Here is a 15,987-nt window from a genome sequence, read left to right as displayed (position 1 = left end):
GGTCTCTCGCCGCAACACAGTAGGGCGTCCATGTCAGCACCGAGCACGATCACACTCGAGATCCAGGACGGGGTCGCGCTGCTCACCCTAAACCGTCCCGATCGCCTCAACAGCTTCACCGCCGAGATGCACGAGGCGTTACGCGAGGCACTGAACACCATCCAGGCGGACGATGCGATTCGCGCCGTCCTCCTCACCGGCGCCGGACGCGGGTTCTGCGCGGGGCAGGATCTGAACGACCGCGCGGTCTCCCCAGGCGGCACCGCCACGGATCTCGGTCATGCCTGCGATACCTACTGGAATCCCTTGGTACTCAGCCTGACGGATATGGCCAAGCCCGTGATCTGCGCCGTCAACGGGGTAGCTGCCGGTGCCGGCGCCAATCTCGCCCTGGCGGCGGACATCGTCCTTGCCGGGCGCAGCGCCAAGTTCATTCAATCCTTTGCCAACATCGGCCTGATTCCCGACACCGGCGGCACCTGGATCCTACCGAGGCTTATCGGGCAGGCGCGAGCGATGGGGCTGGCGCTCACTGGTGACCCGGTGACGGCAGACACCGCGGCTGACTGGGGCATGATCTACCGCGTCTGCGATGACGACGCACTGATGCCCGAGGCCAAGGCGCTTGCCGCGAAACTCGCCGTCGGCCCGACCCGCGGCCTCGCGATGACCAAGAAGCGTATTCGCGAGTCGGCACAGCACGGCCTGCGCCAGGAACTTGACTTCGAACGCGACGCCATGCGCGAGCTCGGCTACTCCGCCGACTACGCCGAGGGCGTATCCGCGTTCCTCGAAAAACGCACGCCCGCCTTCCGCGGCAAATAGCGACGGGACAAAAGCACTATGGCTGCACAGGTTCTAGAAAACTTCGCGCTGCAGGCGTGGGTTAAGGCAGACGCGAGTCTGGTCGACGTTCGCTCGGCGGTTACCGGGCAAACGGTGGCCCGAACGAGTTCCCAAGGACTCGATTTCAAGGCCATGGCCACCCACGCCCGCGCGGTCGGCGGACCGAGCCTGCGGGCCATGACGATCCACGAGCGCGCGTTCATGGTCAAAGGCCTGGCGCAGGCCCTCGACGACCGCAAGGAAGAGCTCTACGCGCTCAATTCGCACAGCGGTGCCACGCGCAAGGACGGCTGGATCGATATCGAGGGCGGCGCCATGACGCTCTTCTCCTCATCATCGAAGGCGAGGCGCGAACTCCCCAACGACATGATCGTGCCGGACGGCGATCTGGAGCAGCTCTCGCGCCACGGCACGTGGGTGGGCCAGCACATATACACCAGCCTCAAGGGGCTGGCCCTGCACATTAACGCCTACAACTTTCCTGTGTGGGGCATGCTCGAGAAGCTCGGCCCCACGCTGATCGCCGGCGTCCCCGCCATCGTGAAGCCGGCCACCGCCACCGCCTACCTGTGCGAACACGCCGTGCGCATCATGGTCGACACGGGCCTGCTGCCGGAGGGCGCCCTGCAGCTCATCGTGGGCAGCACCGGTGACCTCTTCGACCATCTAACCTGTCAGGACGTGGTGTCGTTCACCGGCTCCGCGGCAACGGCCACCAAGTTGCGCAGCCACCCGAACGTGATCGCTAACAGCGTCCGTTTCATCGCCGAGCAGGACAGCCTGAACGCCTCCGTACTCGGCCCTGATGCAACACCCGACTCGCCCGAGTTCGACCTGTTCGTCAAAGAGGTCGTCACCGAGATGACGGTCAAGGCCGGCCAGAAGTGCACCGCGATCCGCCGCGCGCTAGTGCCCGCACCCTTGCTCGATGCGGTGCAAGCGGCGATGAGTGCACGCCTGGGCAAGACTGCCGTGGGCAAGCCCGACGCCGACGGCGTGCGCATGGGCGCTCTCGTGAGCCTCGCCCAGCGTGACGACGTGCGCGAGAAGGTGGCGCTACTCGCTCAGGATGCCAGCATCGTCTTCGGTGATCCGGACCACGTCGAGGCGGTACAGGCGGACGCTGGTGACGGCGCATTCCTCTCCCCTATCCTCCTGCGCTGCGATACGCCCTGGGAGGCAGATAACGTACACAGCGTGGAGGCCTTCGGCCCTGTCGCCACGCTGATGCCCTATCGCGATCTCGCGGATGCCGTTGCGCTTTGCAACGAAGGCCTAGGATCGCTGGTGATGTCCGTGTTCACCCACAGCCCCGCCGTAGCCCGGGAGATCGCCCTTGGCGCCGGGTCCTTCCACGGCCGCATCGCCATGATCAATCGCGACAACTTCAAGGAGAGCACGGGCCACGGCTCACCGCTGCCCATGCTGGTGCACGGCGGTCCCGGGCGCGCCGGCGGCGGCGAGGAGATGGGCGGCGTGCGCGGCATCAAGCACTACATGCAGCGTACGGCCGTGCAGGGCTCGCCCGAACTGATCGCTGGCGTCCTCAACAGCTGGGTCAAGGGTGCGCCGACCACCCAGGCAGGCGCCCATCCCTTCCGCTACGACTTCCACGCCGTCGAAATGGGCAAGACGCTGCTCACGCAGGCACGAGAGATCTCGATCGCGGACATCGAACATTTCGCGCACTTCACTGGCGATGAGTTCTACGCGCACATGGACGAGGACGCGGCGCAGGCCAATCCGTTCTTCCCGGGCCGCGTAGCCCACGGCTACCTATTGCTATCGTTCGCTGCCGGCCTGTTCGTGGACGCGCCCCCGGGCCCCGTCCTCGCGAACTACGGCCTGGACAACCTGCGGTTTCTCACGCCCGTCTCGCCCGGGGATGCGATCAAAGTGCAGCTAACGGCGAAGGCCAAAAAGAAGCGTAACGAGGAGTACGGCGAAGTCCGTTGGGACGTCGAAGTCAGCAACCAGCGCGATGAGCTCGTGGCGACCTACGACCTGCTCACGATGAACGCGATCGTGGACGGACAGCCGTCATGAGCTACGCGCCGATCCTCGACGCCAGCGAGGAGCTCTCCATCGATGCCCTGCGCGCCCTGCAACTGGAGCGCATGCAGCGCTCGATCACCAACGCGTACGACAACTCCCCCGCCTACCGGAAGAAGCTTGACGCCCATGGCGTAGGCCCCGCGGACCTGGGGCAGCTGAGCGATTTGGCGAAGTTCCCCTTCACGGACAAATCAGACCTGCGCGCGGCTTATCCGTTCGGTTTCTTCGCGCGCCCCATGGAGCAGATCGCCCGCGTGCACGCCTCGTCCGGCACCACGGGCCAACCCACCGTTGTGGGCTACACCAAGCAGGACCTCGAAGTCTGGGCAGAGGTGGTCGCTCGCTCGATTCGCGCAAGCGGCGGGCGGCCCGGCATGAAGTGCCACATCGCCTACGGCTACGGCCTGTTTACCGGTGGCCTCGGTGCCCACTACGGCGCCGAACAGCTTGGCTGCACGGTCATCCCCATGTCCGGCGGACAGACCGAGAAGCAGGTCCGGCTAATTCAGGACTTCGAGCCTGACATCATCATGGTCACGCCCAGCTACATGCTGTCGATCCTCGATGAGTTCGCCCGCCAGGGCCTCGATCCCCGCGCGAGCTCCCTGAAGATAGGCATCTTTGGCGCCGAGCCTTGGTCCGAGCGGATGCGGCGGGAGATCGAGGAGGCCTTCAGCATCGACGCGGTGGATATCTTCGGCCTATCGGAGGTGATCGGCCCGGGCGTCGCCAACGAGTGCGTGGAGACCAAGGACGGACCGACGATCTGGGAAGATCACTTTTACCCCGAGATCATCGATCCGCAAACGGGCGACGTGCTGCCGGATGGCGAGCTCGGCGAGCTAGTGTTCACCTCGCTCACGAAGGAGGCTATGCCGATCATTCGCTATCGCACACGTGACCTCACCCGTCTGCTGCCGGGCACTGCGCGAAGTATGCGGCGCATGGCGAAAATCACCGGCCGAAGCGACGACATGATGATCATTCGCGGCGTCAACGTGTTCCCTACGCAAATCGAAGAGATCATCCTCACGCTTGCACCACTGACCCCCCACTACCACTGTGAGATTTCTCGCCCAGACCGAATGGACGTGCTCACGGTGGCAGTAGAACATGTCAAAGGCGCCAGCGTCGATGCGGTGGCGGCTGCCGAGCGTGAGTTGATCGCGCAGGTCAAGTCTCAGGTGGGGGTGACCATTGGCGTTCGGGTGGTCGCCGACGGCGCCTTGGACCGCTCGACGGGCAAAGCTAAGCGAATCCACGATCTGCGCTAGGGAAGCTCTGCACGAGTCCGCACGCGTACCGCCAGGGTGCCTCGGCAGGCGGGGTGCGTCCTCGCGCGAAAGCGCCTGGACGACGCGATCTCGTGAGATGATAAGGACATCCGCGTTAATCACGACGAGTGTCATCGATGGCGAGAACCCAGGCCCAGGACTACGACGACAAGCGCGACCGCATCATGCATCGTGCGGCGACCCTATTCGCACGCAACGGCTTTGCCAACACCTCCATCGCCCAGTTGGCACAGACCTGCGGCGTGTCCAAGGCAACGATCTACCACTACTACGGTTCCAAAGAGGACATCCTGCACAAGGTGATGCTTGAGCACATGGACGACTTGCTACAGTCCGCGCGCAACCATCTGCTCGATGACGCGGACCCGAAACAGGCCTTTCGCAAGCTAACCCGCCTGCTGCTCAAGGCGTACGCCGGGGCGCGGAACAGTCAGCGTGTGCTGCTCTATGAGCGTGATCACTTGCCTGCCAATCAGCGTCGTCAAGTGACCGCTAAGCAGCGCGAACTAGTCGACATCGTCGAGCAGGCGCTCACCGCGGCCAAGGGCCCGAGCCCCAGGTCGCGCGCGGAAACGATGCTGTACTTCGGCATGATCAACTGGACCCCTAACTGGTTTCAGCCGAAGGGACACCTAAGCCGCGACGAGCTCGCCGATCTGGCCGCAGACCTCGCCATCGGCAACTGACGCGGGACACTCCGCACCCGTCCGCGCTACAGGGCGAGCGGCGACTCCTGGATCTTTGCCACGGGCCGCAAAGCGTAGTGTTCCCTATAGGCCGTGGGGGCCATGCCCACGCGCTCGCGGAACTGCCGAGCGAAGTGAGATGCACTTTGGTAGCCGCAGCGCAATGCTATCTCGATAATCCGCTGCTCCCGTTGCGATTCATCGCGCAAGAGTGCCTTCGCCTTTGCCACCCGCGCCTCGGCCACCAGCGTGCTGAAGGTGGTATTAAGATCCGCGAACGCGTAGCGCAAGGAGCGCTCGCTCACGTTCAACGCCACGGCCAGCTGACATACGTTGAGGCGAGGGTCCGCGGCGTGCGCACGTACTGGTGGGCGGCCTGACCCAAGAAATCGCTTCGTCGAAGGTGCTACAGAGCGCCCGCTTGCTCTAGGGTGCAGTGGAGAATCGACAGCGTTGCGTCAGCAAGATGCTGCTTCTGCGACTCGGTCACGATCTGGTGGCGGTGACGCCAAGCCCCTTCCAGATGGTGTTGCAGCAGCGGCGGCACCCCCGCTTGGTGCCCCTGGCGCGTACCGAACAGCTGGGGGCTACCCAACAGGCGCGGATCGCATAGGGCGTGCGGGATCTTGGCCACCATCATCACGATCGGGCGCTCAAAGTCCACGCTGTACGGCTGAGCACTGTCGCAGATGGTGAACTCTCCGGACGATAAATGCGCCGCATTGGCGTGCTGCCGATTCACGCTCTCGCCAGAAAGTTGCATGTGCAAGAGGCAGACGTCTTCATCGACCTGCGCCACGTGGTAGCGCTTGTGCTGCACTAGTGATGAATCGCACTCCACACGCGTTAGCTGGATCGGTCCCATGTCCAGGGTCTCCAGGCTGCCGCGGTAACGCAGGCGGGCCTGGTCGTCACGTGCACGCGGCGAGTAGGGCGAGCTCTCCATGGCGATGAAGACTTTGCAGATCGATTCGTTCCAGTACTCGAGCTGCTCCCGCGGGGCCGCTTCGCTCGTATCGACTCGTGTAACACTCACCTCGCCTACCCCTCACCTTGGCCGCGTTGAGCACACGCGGCCAGCGATTCACGTGGTCAGCCCCAAGCGTCTGTGATTGTGCCGAATCAGTCAAAGGATATTGCCGTTTCAGGCAAGACAAGGGTCGCCAACTCTCCCAGCATCATCGATCCAAGCGAGGGAACGGAAGCTGCATAGCAGCAATCAAGGGGGGATGATGAGGACTGTGATAAGCGCTGCATGCATCGCTGTAGTGACGATGGCGTCCAACGCATGGGGACAAGCGTTGGAAGAGGTGGTGGTCACCGCACGCAAGGTGGAGGAAAGCCTGCAGGACGTACCGATCGCCGTGTCCGCATTCACCGGCGAGGACCTGGAAGAACGAGGCTTTACTACCGTCGCTGACATCGCACAGGTGACGCCGGGCCTCGAACTCGACCCCACGGCAGCCATCAGCGGCAGCTCGGCCGCAATCACGGCGTTCATTCGCGGCATCGGCGTGAGTGACTTCTTGCTCACGATCGATCCTGGCGTTGGACTTTATGTTGATAACGTCTACGTCGCCCGATCGGTGGGCGGCCTGGTAGATCTCTTAGATGTGGAACGCATCGAAGTGTTGAAGGGACCTCAGGGCACCCTGTTCGGGCGCAACACGATCGGCGGCGCGATAAGCGTGGTCTCCAAGGACCCAGGCGATGAGCTAGCAGGTCGCATCTCCGTAACCGGTGGTACCGCCGATCGGCTGGACCTTCGCGGCAAACTGGAGGTGCCTCTCGCCGATAGGCTGTACAGCTCGCTGTCCGTCGCGCTTCGCCAGCAAGATGGCTTCGGCGAGCGCTTGCCCTTTCCCGACGACTACATCCCGCGAGAAGTGCCGGCAGGATCGGCTCCGGACGCGTTCGACGATGGCGTACTCTACGGCAACTTAGATCCCCTCGGCGAGATCAACTCGCTAGCGGGGCGTTTGAAGCTGTTCTACGACGGCGAAAGGGTCCAAGCCCGCTTGGCTGTGGACGCCACCCGCACGCGGGAGACTGCCCCCGCGTCAACGCTGCTCGGCTTCGCTCCCACCTTCGGCACTGGCATCGCCCTCGCTGATGCGCATAACGCTGCCGTCCTCGGCGAGCTGGCCCCCGGGGTGTTCCCGCCCTCGGACAGCCTCCTGTACGACGATCGATGGATCACGGGAGACCCGCACACCACCTTCGGCAGCGCACCCTCCCAGTCGGACTACGACCTGTTCGGCGCGTCGCTCACCGTCGACACCTCCTTCGGGCCCGTCGACTTCAAATCGATCACCTCCTACCGGGATCTCGACTCGGATTTCGGTCGTGATGGCGACAGCTCGCCTATCGTTCTTGATCACACGCGCAATCGGTACCAGCACGAGCAGCTCACGCAGGAGCTACAGCTCTCAGGTCTTGGGATCAACGATCGCCTGCAATGGTTAGTGGGGCTTTACTACTTTCAAGAGGACGGTCTCGACCGCGTACAAGTTCCCTTGGGGCTGGAAGTGGACCTGTCACTCACCGGCACGCCGGGCACGGTGATCAACCTGTGGCTGGATGAGATCAACGACGTCAGTAACACCTCCCGGGCCGCCTTCGCCCAGGCCACCTTCGACTTCACGGAGAAGTTCAGTGCCACCGCCGGTCTTCGCTACACAGAGGACGAGAAGACCTACCGGCCGAACCATCGCACGCAGGGCGCCGCTCCGGTCGTTCTGCTACTCGACGATACGACCGTGGACTTCACCGATCTCTCACCCAGGTTCAGCGTGGATTACCGCTGGAACGATGCCGTGTTCACCTACGCTTCCTTCTCCCAAGGCTTCAAGTCAGGAGGCTTCACCGGCCGCACGGTGGATGTGCAGGACAGTGCACGCCCCTTCGAACCGGAGGAGGCAGAGACGATCGAACTTGGCGTCAAGCTCGATTTCGCGCGGGTGCGCATCAACGCAGCGCTGTTCGCGACGGACTACACGAACCTGCAGCTTATCAACCAGGAGGGGATCACGCCGATCACCGTCAACGCCGGCGAATCGGCAATCGATGGCCTCGAGATCGAGATCTTTGCAGCCCCGACAGATCAACTCACCCTCCAGCTCGGCTACTCCTACCTCGATGCGCGCTACCTGGAGATCACCGATCCGAACGCCACGATTGACGAGACCTTCGAGTTTCAGAATACGCCGCCACACTCCTTCAACGTCTCCGCTGACTATCGCGTACCGTTCGACTCCGGCGCCGAACTTGCGCTGCGTGCCGACTACACGTGGAAGGACGATCACTTCAACGATGCGGAGAACACGCCCCTGTTAGCGCAGGAGGCTTTCGGACTGTTGAATCTCGCGGCGACGTATCGCACGAGCGACCACTGGCGTTTCACCGCGGGCGTGCAGAACTTAACCGATGAGATCTATCTCTTCTCGGGGTTTAGCCAGCCCGGAGTGGGATTCATCGAAGGAAGCTTCAATCGCGGCCGCCAGTGGTATGTGATGTCGGAATACAGCTTCTGAGGGAAGAAGCACATGGATGAGGCGCCGTGTTCGGTGGCAATCCCGTGCTAGAGGCGCTCGGTGACCTAGTTGATAATCCAGTTACCTCGCCAGTCTCAACGTACACTAGGACGGCGCCTTCGACACGGCCGACACTCAGGCCTACAACAACGTCTGCCGGAACGCGCCGGGCCTGCCGCGGCTATGCGGTCTGGGCGGTGGGGGCTCGTACTCTGTTATTGATCGTCGGATCTACGCACGGTCTGGTCGCTGCGGTAGCTCCTGTTGGGGGCGCGGGTTTCCATCTGATGGAACCAGCCAGCCATTCGCGCGACCGACCGCGTCGACGTACCGCGGCAGGGTCAGCGGAGGATGTGCTTCGTCCTTCCCTGCAGCGTGTTAGCTTCCCGTGTCGACCACGGCGCTACGAACGTGTCCTGCTACCTAGCCGCGTTTACGCAGCGAGTCTCCGCCACGCATGCGCCTACGTCGCTGGCAAGCCCCGACGCCGAGTAGGGCGCTGCACATCAGTGCGAGCGTCGTCGGCTCTGGAATCTGGGTGTTCGGCATGGCACCGAAGAGGAGGTTGCTGGTCCTGACCCTGGCGCTGCTCTGGGGGTCCAGGTTTGTTGAAAGGCTAATGCTCTGAAAGGCGGTGTCCGAAAAGAAGCCGAGAAAGGTCGTTGGTGGATTTCCTCGGGTACCAAAGTCGTCTCCGAAGGTGAAGGTATCGCCCGAAGAGAGGGTCATAGTGACCCGCGTGTTTGGCGAGTTGGTGATGTCCCAGTTCATGGCGAAGCCGTTGACAGCGGACGGGAAGGTCCATGTCACGAACTCAAAACCGGAGAGTTCGTTATCCGCATCGATATCGACAGCGAAGAAGTTCGAGGTTCCACCAGGTGCGCCCACGATTCTATGGATCGGCGGCCTGTCGTCGTTGGGGAAGGGATTGGTCAGATTCGTCCCCGAACTCACCACGCCTGAGTCGAACGCCACTGTTTCTGCGTTCGACGTTGGGTTGCTGAAGTTGTCCGTCGTGAACTGGGTGGATGGATCGAAGGCGTTCTGCCAATCGGTGAGGTTGTCGAAGGTGATGAGCGCGGCGTTTGTCGTGCCAGGCATGACCGCCGCCAGCGTGACTAGGGCGCCAAGCATCTTGCTTCGACGGCGTTCACTGAGACTCATGTTGTTGCTTCCTGTTGTTTTCTAGCGCAATTTACACCGATGACCTTGGCGCAAGTTGCGCCGAGGGTGCCGATGCTCCGCGGGCGGATCACTCCGTCGCTACTTCTAATGGCGCAAGAGCGGGCAAGGATGTGTCAATGCCCATCCCCATCACGACGCGTGCTTCGACCCCCGAGTCAACTACCGGGGGCGCTCGCTATCCCGCGAGCAGGTCCACGAGCTCGGCTAGCCTGGATTATTCGTGAGTCATCTACTGCGGCCGCCGCGTCGACCATCGAGATGATGAACGGCGTGAGTTCTTGGGTGAAGTCGCCGTAACGCTACCCTACGCTCACGCGCGTTCATGGATACCAGAGGAAGTTGGAGAACCGGACTTAGGAGAGGAGTCTCCTCTACGACCAGCGAAGCAGATGGCTTCACTTCACTGTCCGAAGGCCGCTAGCACATCCGGGGGCACCAGGTTCTGCAGGGCTACGTCATCAGCGGCTACCAATTCGACGATCAGCTGCACCACCTCAGCCGGATCCATCTGGTTCGACTTGATACCTTCTCCCACCGCCTTGAAGGCCTCGGTGTCTCCCCGCTGCAGTGCCTCTCCGTCGAACCAGTCCCACATGGAATCCGCCATGCGGTCATTGAACCCCGTTGCGTAGGGCCCCGGATGGATGAGAGCGACATCCACACCTGTAGCACTCAGCTCGGCGCTCAGCGTCTTGCCGAAGGCCTCCAGCGCATGTTTGCTCATCGTGTAAGCGCCGAAGGTTGGCACGGTCACCAGCCCGCCCACCGACGACATGATCAGAATGCGGCCCGCACCACGCGGGATCATCTGGCGCAGCACGCGTTGCGTAATCGCCAGGGAGCCGAGTACGTTGACCTCGAGCACTTGGCGCGCCTGCTCCAGGGGAATCTCTGCCATCGGCCCGCTGCGGCCGATGCCCGCGTTGTTTATCAACACATCGATGCCCCAGTGATCGACCTTGGCGATATCGTTGGTCGTGATGTCCAGTCGTTCCACTTGCAGGTGCGGTTTCTCATACGTCAGCCGCTCCGCCTGCGCATCGGTCTGCGTGGTCGCGATCACCTGGTGGCCGCGCTGGGCTAACGCAATGCTAGCCGCCTTGCCGAAGCCTGATCCGGCGCCCGTGACGAGTACGCGTTTCCCCATGCTCGAATGCCTCACCAATCCCACTGCAGCGATGCGAACCATTCGCCAGGCCGATTGAACACGGCCTCCGTGTAACCGACGCCAGGTTGGAAGAACCCGGTGATGATCGCGGTTTCATCGGTGAGGTTGCGCGCGCCGAAGCTCACCTGCAGATGCTCATTGCGGTGATGCCAGGTCAAGGAGGCGTTCAGAAACGCAGTGGCGTTCTGCACAAGTTCCGGCGTGTTCTCCGCATTGTTATAGACCTTGCTGCGGTAAGTCAGATCGCTGCGCAGCACGAGCCTGCCCGCGCCGCCGCCGATGGGAAACGTCCAATCGAACCCCAGGTTGCCGGAGAACTCCGGCGCGTTGGCCAGCTCTGTGCCGACCGGAAACGGCGGCGGCTCGTCGTACTCAGCATCGAGGAAGCCTGCCGATAGGTACACGTTCAAGGCGTCGATCGGTGCGATCAGCCCGTCCAGCTCGATCCCTCGAATCCGCGCCGACGCCGCATTGGTGGTGATCGGCGCAACGCCCGTTTGCACCACTACCTGCAGATCGTCGAACTCGGTCGAGAAGAGCGCCAGGTTCAAGCGCGCGCGCTCGAAGTCCGTCTTCAGACCCAACTCGACGGTGGACGCGGTTTCCTCGTTGAAGGGAATCGGCGTCTGATCTGGAACGAACGCCGTCGTGCGACCGGTGAAGCCGCCGCTCTTGAAGCCCGTGGAGTAGGAAGCGTAGGCCATGTAGGCGTCACTGAACCGGTGCGCCAGGTTCAGCGTGTAGGTCGTGTTACCGAAATCCAGGTCAGCCACCCCCGTGCTGAGGGAATTGCAGCTATTGACCACGAATCCCTCAGGAATAGCCAGCGCATTGGCGACGCCACAGTCGAGATGGGTTTGATCGTAGTTCTTCTGTTCGTCCGTGTAGCGCAGGCCGCCGGTCACACTCGTCTGCTCGGTGATGTCGTACGTGGCCTGGGCGAAGAGGGCCCAGGCCGAGTTGTCGATGATGTTGGTTTGATCGAGCGCTGCCAGTCCGTGCAGCAAGGGCACGACCACCCGATCCTCGCCGTCTTCATTGAACAGATAGGCCCCGAGCACCGCGCGCCAGCGACCCGCGTCGGCGGTGAGCTGGAGCTCCTGGCTGAACTGCTGGTGGGTGTAATCGTTTGTATGTGCATCCAGCACGAAAGGCGAGTGATCAGGGTCTTGCCCGAACAGCGCATCCAGCTCCCGGTAGGCCGTGATGGACTTGAAAGACCATACATCCGTGAGCGCGTAGTCCATCGTGAGACTCAGCCCCCACACGTCCGACTCGTTGGCTCCGGGGCCGGTGGCGTAGGTCGAGTAGGGGTCGTCGATGACGAAGGTCTCGTCGTCGTAGGGAATGGTGAGCGCTTCGAAGCCGAAGATCTGATGCAAGGCCACGAGGTTAGGAGCGAACTCGTTCCCCGTGACGGGGTTCGCCACGCCCGGCGTCGGCAGCGACAAGTCGTCAGCGAAGGTGTCCAGCAACACCAGGGCGGGCGCGGTCTCGTCCGCCGAATAGAAGTCGCCGACAAAACTGAAACTCAGGCGATCCGTCGGTTCCCACACGAGATTCGCGCGGGCCGAGTAGTTATTCTCATTGCCCGGCTGCTCATCTGCGTCTGGGAACGCGATGATATCGCCGTTGGCGATGAGCGCGCCCGGCTCCAGGCCCGTGGTGTTGCCACTCAGCAGCGCACCCGTGCGCTCATCGAACACGGTAATGCCCGCGATCGCGTCGGCCAGCCCCACGAGATCCGGGTTGTCGGCGAAGAAATCGCGGAAGATGCCGTAGCCGTCGCGCCGCTTGCGCGAGACGGAGATCCCGCCGTACAAGTCTTCCGCGAGCGGTCCGCTGACGGAAGCGCGCAGATCCAAACGGTCTGCTTCACCGGTGGTGAGCTGGGCGGAGGCGCGAAACTCATCGTTGGGCTTGCGCGACACCAGCTGCACCGCGCCGCCGATCGTGTTTCGCCCAAACAGCGTGCCCTGCGGGCCGCGTAGGACTTCGATCTGCTCTAGATCCAACAGATCGAACAGTCCACCGACCGAGCGCGCAACGTAAACGCCATCCACGTAGACACCGACACTCGGGTCGATGGTGAGCAAGAAATCGGTCGTGCCGATGCCGCGGATGTTGATGTTCGGCGAGTTCGAGCTGCCGTTGATAGGCGAGACACTATCAATATTTACGTTAGGTGCTACGTCAGCCACTTCGGAGAAGTTGGTCCGGCCGGTCGCCAGCATCTGCTCGCCGGTCACCGCCGTGACGGCGATCGGAACGTCCTGCTGGTTCTCGGTCGTCCTGCGAGCGGTCACCAGCACTTCTTCGATTTGCGCGTTGCTTGCCGTCGCCGTAGCGAGCAGCCCGAGCACGATCACCGTCGATCGAATAAACCTGTACACAACTCTCCCCCTTCCTTGATTCACGGCAGTCGGAGGATGCTCAGGAGTGGACCCAAGCCCTGGCGACGGCCGCCTGGCCCCCAGGGAGGGACGCTATTGGTTTTGTAGGACGGGTGCTTTGGTGAGAGCGAATGCGATTTTTCGCTCCGCGCCACCGCGGGACTAGCGCTTGAGCATATACGACCGAAAGTTGTACGGCGACGCGCCATACGCCTGTTTGAACGCCGTAGAGAAATGAGCGAGGTTGGTAAAGCCGACCATCAGCGCCGTGTCGGCAATGCGCAGGTTCGCAAACTGCTTGTCACCCAGAATCTCTCGCGCGCGCTCCAGGCGCCGCTGCTTGATGTAGGCGCCGACGCTCGAGGTGTTATCCGCAAAGATCCGGTGCAAATTGCGTGTCGACATGGCAAAGGTACGGGCGATCTCCGCTGGAGTGAGCGCCGCATCGGCGAGGTGCCGCTCTATGTACTCCTGAATCTCGTAGATCCGTGAGGTGCCCCCGCCGCGACGGTCCGACCCCTCGTTGGGATCCTGGATCGCCTGCCCTATCAGCCCAATGCCTACGTCGGCCATGGCGCCGGCCTGCTCGTTGGGCATGCCCAGCAGCAACTCTCGCCAGAAACTCTGCAGGAACGCGGTGAGAATTTTGCCGGTGCCGTTCTGACCGCTCACACGGCGGCACACGTACTTGTCGAGTTCCGGGCAGACCGCTAGGAATCGCTCCCGCGGGATCTTGATGACGAACAAGCCCATGTTGCGATCCATCCGCACATCGTAGGGCCGTTCACTGCTGCAAATGCAGAACTCACCGGGGCCAAGTCGAATGACCCGCTGGTCCTGCTCGTTGATGGTCTCACCGAACACCTGCAGGTGGAAGGTGACCGCCGGGTCATCGCGCCGGGCATGCTGCCACGTATGGATGACGTCCGACGCGCCCTGAACGACGTTCGCGATGTTGCATTCGCCCGCGCGCACGATCTCGAAGCGGCCCTCGAAGCTGTCGGCCTCGCGCGGTTCGACAAACTTCCGGGTGAACGACTGGGAAAGCGTATCGTTCCAATAGGCCAGCCGATGCCGCTTGCGAACGTCGCCGGTGGAATATGTGCGAACTTCGGACATCGCCCTATCAAGCCATTCGCGAATACTCGGAGCTTAAGGCTACATCGAAGCCGAGCCAGCTGGCCACCGTGGCTTCGAGGTGCTTCCACAGCGCTGTTGACTCGAATGCTGCTCGGGTGAGGTCGGTCGAGAAGAGCGAACCATCGGTGTCATTAGTGAGGTTTTCCCTATGAAGTTCACGGAAAGCCCGCTACCCGGATGGGCCCATTCCAAGTTGACCTTGAGGAGAGTGGGCGACGGGCTCGCGATCAGCGCCACGTTCTCCTGATTGTCGCACCCCGAGTGGTAGTGCGCCGACACACGTCCAATGAGACCACCGACTCTGCCTGGCTCAAATTCTCGACGATCGGCGCTGCCAGGGAGCCCTCAAGATCGTTGTCAAACTCGCTATCCGTTGTGATCGTTGGGACAAGCGGCGGATCAACACGAATCGCGGTACAGCGCACATCGGCAGCGCCGACCGCTGTTTCGACGAACTAGCTGGTCACGGGCGCCCAACGCGACTCGAGCCACCGCCTACTAGCGACCGGACCCTCAGCAAACAACATCCGTGCGGGCGACAGCGCGGTGACATGCCCCATCGCAGGACTTGCCTAAAATGCCACCTTCCGCTATCTTATAGACACTCTAAGGTATCATTATGAGAATCTGGTGACTCAAAACAGCCGTACGGGCCAGGCGCCAACCTTCGATCTCGCGCAACTTGCTGACACGTTGCTCATGCGCACCACTTTGGGCCTCGTGCTGCTCGGCACCGGGCACGCGCTCACGGTCGCCGCAGTCTGGTTCGGCCCTGAGGCGCAGGAGAGCTTCAGATGGGTTCGACTGACCCTCGCAGGCTGCATCCTGCTTCTGGTGCTGCCCGCGGTACTACGCTTTGCGGTGGCGCGGCGACGCACAGCCTGTAGCAGAGCCTCCTGCGACGGCTACTTACTCGATGTGTTTCGCCGCGCATGCGTGGCGGCCTTTACGACCACCTTTCTCGTGCTCGTGGCGCTGGAGATCGCGGTGAATCAGCTCCCACCGTCAGTTGACTCCCACGTGATCCTCAACGCCTTGCTCACCGTGACCCTATGGATGCTGGCAGGTTCGTTCTTTGCTCAAACGATAGGCGATCGTTCCCCAGACCAGCTATGAGCAGCGCCCTACGTAACCGAATCCGCGTGTTCCGCGCCGAACACCGCCTCAGCCAAGCTGACCTGGCGCGAGAGATCGGCGTTTCACGAAAGACCATCAGCACCATCGAGGTGGGCCGTTTCGTCCCATCCACCATCATTGCCCTGAAGTTGGCACGCCGTTTCGGCGTGGCGGTAGAGGACATCTTCCAACTGGCCGATGCAGCATCAACGACGAGTGTTAGAGGACAGAGCCAATGAAATCAGAGAAGAATCGGACGATTGCAAATGCGCTCAGCTGGGCCGCAGCGATCATCGCAGCGGCGTTGCTCACGCGTGGCGGCGACAGCGGGCCTTTGCTCCTGCTGTTGCTGATCACCGCGTGGTTTAGCACCCTGTTGACAACGTCGGCGCAAACCAGGCGCTGCGAGAAGAGCGCGCTGATGCGGATCGTCGGAGTCGATCGGTCGGATCGAGATCGATAGAACCAGGGGAAGGCAACGGGGTGCGCCCGCGCGATCAGATCCGTGACGCTCAGCGAGTGAGCGTATGTGGTGACGATAGATTTTCGTATTCGCTGACGCATTAGGTA

At 62.3% G+C, this 15,987-nt stretch carries 14 protein-coding genes; 8 read left to right on the top strand and 6 right to left on the bottom strand.

Going from position 1 to position 15,987, the window contains the following annotated elements:
• Positions 1–30: 30 nt before the first annotated feature.
• The 4 genes from paaG (at position 31) to AAGA68_15530 (ending at position 4,882) form a co-directional block, all read left to right on the top strand.
• Positions 31–825 (top strand): 2-(1,2-epoxy-1,2-dihydrophenyl)acetyl-CoA isomerase PaaG, encoded by a 795-nt coding sequence (gene paaG, locus AAGA68_15545; GenBank protein MEM9386470.1) that lies wholly within the window; start codon positions 31–33, stop codon positions 823–825.
• Between the two features lie 18 nt (positions 826–843).
• Complete coding sequence (paaZ, locus tag AAGA68_15540) at positions 844–2,892, top strand: phenylacetic acid degradation bifunctional protein PaaZ (GenBank protein ID MEM9386469.1); 2,049 nt, start codon at positions 844–846, stop codon at positions 2,890–2,892.
• Positions 2,889–4,175 (top strand): phenylacetate--CoA ligase PaaK, encoded by a 1,287-nt coding sequence (paaK, locus tag AAGA68_15535; GenBank protein MEM9386468.1) that lies wholly within the window; start codon positions 2,889–2,891, stop codon positions 4,173–4,175. The genes paaZ and paaK overlap by 4 nt, the downstream gene beginning before the upstream one ends.
• 137 nt (positions 4,176–4,312) lie before the next feature.
• Positions 4,313–4,882, top strand: coding sequence for a TetR/AcrR family transcriptional regulator (locus AAGA68_15530; protein ID MEM9386467.1), 570 nt, complete (start codon positions 4,313–4,315; stop codon positions 4,880–4,882).
• A 26-nt stretch (positions 4,883–4,908) separates the two neighbouring features.
• Here the strand turns inward: AAGA68_15530 and AAGA68_15525 are convergent, their stop codons facing one another.
• Positions 4,909–5,199 carry a helix-turn-helix transcriptional regulator gene (locus tag AAGA68_15525; GenBank protein MEM9386466.1) on the bottom strand — a complete coding sequence of 97 codons (291 nt, stop codon included), beginning with the start codon at positions 5,197–5,199 and terminating at the stop codon, positions 4,909–4,911.
• 89 nt (positions 5,200–5,288) lie between these two features.
• Positions 5,289–5,918, bottom strand: a complete 630-nt coding sequence (locus AAGA68_15520) for a hypothetical protein (GenBank protein MEM9386465.1) — start codon at positions 5,916–5,918, stop codon at positions 5,289–5,291.
• A gap of 238 nt (positions 5,919–6,156) precedes the next feature.
• On the opposite strand from AAGA68_15520, the gene AAGA68_15515 reads away from it, so the two are divergent.
• Positions 6,157–8,415 (top strand): TonB-dependent receptor, encoded by a 2,259-nt coding sequence (locus AAGA68_15515; GenBank protein ID MEM9386464.1) that lies wholly within the window; start codon positions 6,157–6,159, stop codon positions 8,413–8,415.
• A gap of 423 nt (positions 8,416–8,838) precedes the next feature.
• Here AAGA68_15515 and AAGA68_15510 read toward each other — a convergent pair whose 3' ends face one another.
• The 4 genes from AAGA68_15510 to AAGA68_15495 form a co-directional block, all read right to left on the bottom strand.
• On the bottom strand, positions 8,839–9,579 hold the full coding sequence (locus tag AAGA68_15510) for a PEP-CTERM sorting domain-containing protein (GenBank protein ID MEM9386463.1): 741 nt from the start codon (positions 9,577–9,579) through the stop codon (positions 8,839–8,841).
• Positions 9,580–10,000: 421 nt separating this feature from the next.
• Positions 10,001–10,747, bottom strand: coding sequence for an SDR family NAD(P)-dependent oxidoreductase (locus AAGA68_15505; GenBank protein MEM9386462.1), 747 nt, complete (start codon positions 10,745–10,747; stop codon positions 10,001–10,003).
• A gap of 11 nt (positions 10,748–10,758) precedes the next feature.
• Positions 10,759–13,161 (bottom strand): TonB-dependent receptor, encoded by a 2,403-nt coding sequence (locus AAGA68_15500; GenBank protein ID MEM9386461.1) that lies wholly within the window; start codon positions 13,159–13,161, stop codon positions 10,759–10,761.
• Between the two features lie 162 nt (positions 13,162–13,323).
• Entirely contained in the window at positions 13,324–14,280 is a 957-nt protein-coding gene (locus tag AAGA68_15495; GenBank protein ID MEM9386460.1) for a helix-turn-helix domain-containing protein, read from the bottom strand.
• A gap of 651 nt (positions 14,281–14,931) precedes the next feature.
• Between AAGA68_15495 and AAGA68_15490 the strand changes: the two genes are divergently transcribed.
• From AAGA68_15490 to AAGA68_15480, 3 genes are read left to right on the top strand one after another with little or no spacing between them, the layout of a single operon-like run.
• The gene (locus AAGA68_15490) at positions 14,932–15,417 is read left to right on the top strand and encodes a hypothetical protein (GenBank protein ID MEM9386459.1); all 486 of its coding nucleotides are present in this window, start codon (positions 14,932–14,934) and stop codon (positions 15,415–15,417) included.
• Positions 15,414–15,656, top strand: a complete 243-nt coding sequence (locus tag AAGA68_15485; GenBank protein ID MEM9386458.1) for a helix-turn-helix transcriptional regulator — start codon at positions 15,414–15,416, stop codon at positions 15,654–15,656. The genes AAGA68_15490 and AAGA68_15485 overlap by 4 nt, the downstream gene beginning before the upstream one ends.
• The gene (locus AAGA68_15480; GenBank protein ID MEM9386457.1) at positions 15,653–15,880 is read left to right on the top strand and encodes a hypothetical protein; all 228 of its coding nucleotides are present in this window, start codon (positions 15,653–15,655) and stop codon (positions 15,878–15,880) included. The genes AAGA68_15485 and AAGA68_15480 overlap by 4 nt, the downstream gene beginning before the upstream one ends.
• Positions 15,881–15,987 lie beyond the last annotated feature (107 nt).

The organism is Pseudomonadota bacterium, from assembly GCA_039193195.1.
In the GTDB taxonomy this organism is placed as follows: Bacteria; Pseudomonadota; Gammaproteobacteria; order Steroidobacterales; family JBCBZW01; genus JBCBZW01.
The sequence above is the reverse complement of the archived record's forward strand: the minus strand, read 5'-3'. Positions and strand labels throughout refer to the sequence as shown.

Bases quoted from the DNA above. Each gene is read 5' to 3' on its own strand.
- paaG (MEM9386470.1), top strand. From the start codon at position 31: ATGTCAGCACCGAGCACGATCACACTCGAGATCCAGGACGGGGTCGCG.
- paaZ (MEM9386469.1), top strand. From the start codon at position 844: ATGGCTGCACAGGTTCTAGAAAACTTCGCGCTGCAGGCGTGGGTTAAG.
- paaK (MEM9386468.1), top strand. From the start codon at position 2,889: ATGAGCTACGCGCCGATCCTCGACGCCAGCGAGGAGCTCTCCATCGAT.
- AAGA68_15530 (MEM9386467.1), top strand. From the start codon at position 4,313: ATGGCGAGAACCCAGGCCCAGGACTACGACGACAAGCGCGACCGCATC.
- AAGA68_15515 (MEM9386464.1), top strand. From the start codon at position 6,157: ATGGCGTCCAACGCATGGGGACAAGCGTTGGAAGAGGTGGTGGTCACC.
- AAGA68_15510 (MEM9386463.1), bottom strand. From the start codon at position 9,579: ATGAGTCTCAGTGAACGCCGTCGAAGCAAGATGCTTGGCGCCCTAGTC.
- AAGA68_15505 (MEM9386462.1), bottom strand. From the start codon at position 10,747: ATGGGGAAACGCGTACTCGTCACGGGCGCCGGATCAGGCTTCGGCAAG.
- AAGA68_15495 (MEM9386460.1), bottom strand. From the start codon at position 14,280: ATGTCCGAAGTTCGCACATATTCCACCGGCGACGTTCGCAAGCGGCAT.
- AAGA68_15485 (MEM9386458.1), top strand. From the start codon at position 15,414: ATGAGCAGCGCCCTACGTAACCGAATCCGCGTGTTCCGCGCCGAACAC.
- AAGA68_15480 (MEM9386457.1), top strand. From the start codon at position 15,653: ATGAAATCAGAGAAGAATCGGACGATTGCAAATGCGCTCAGCTGGGCC.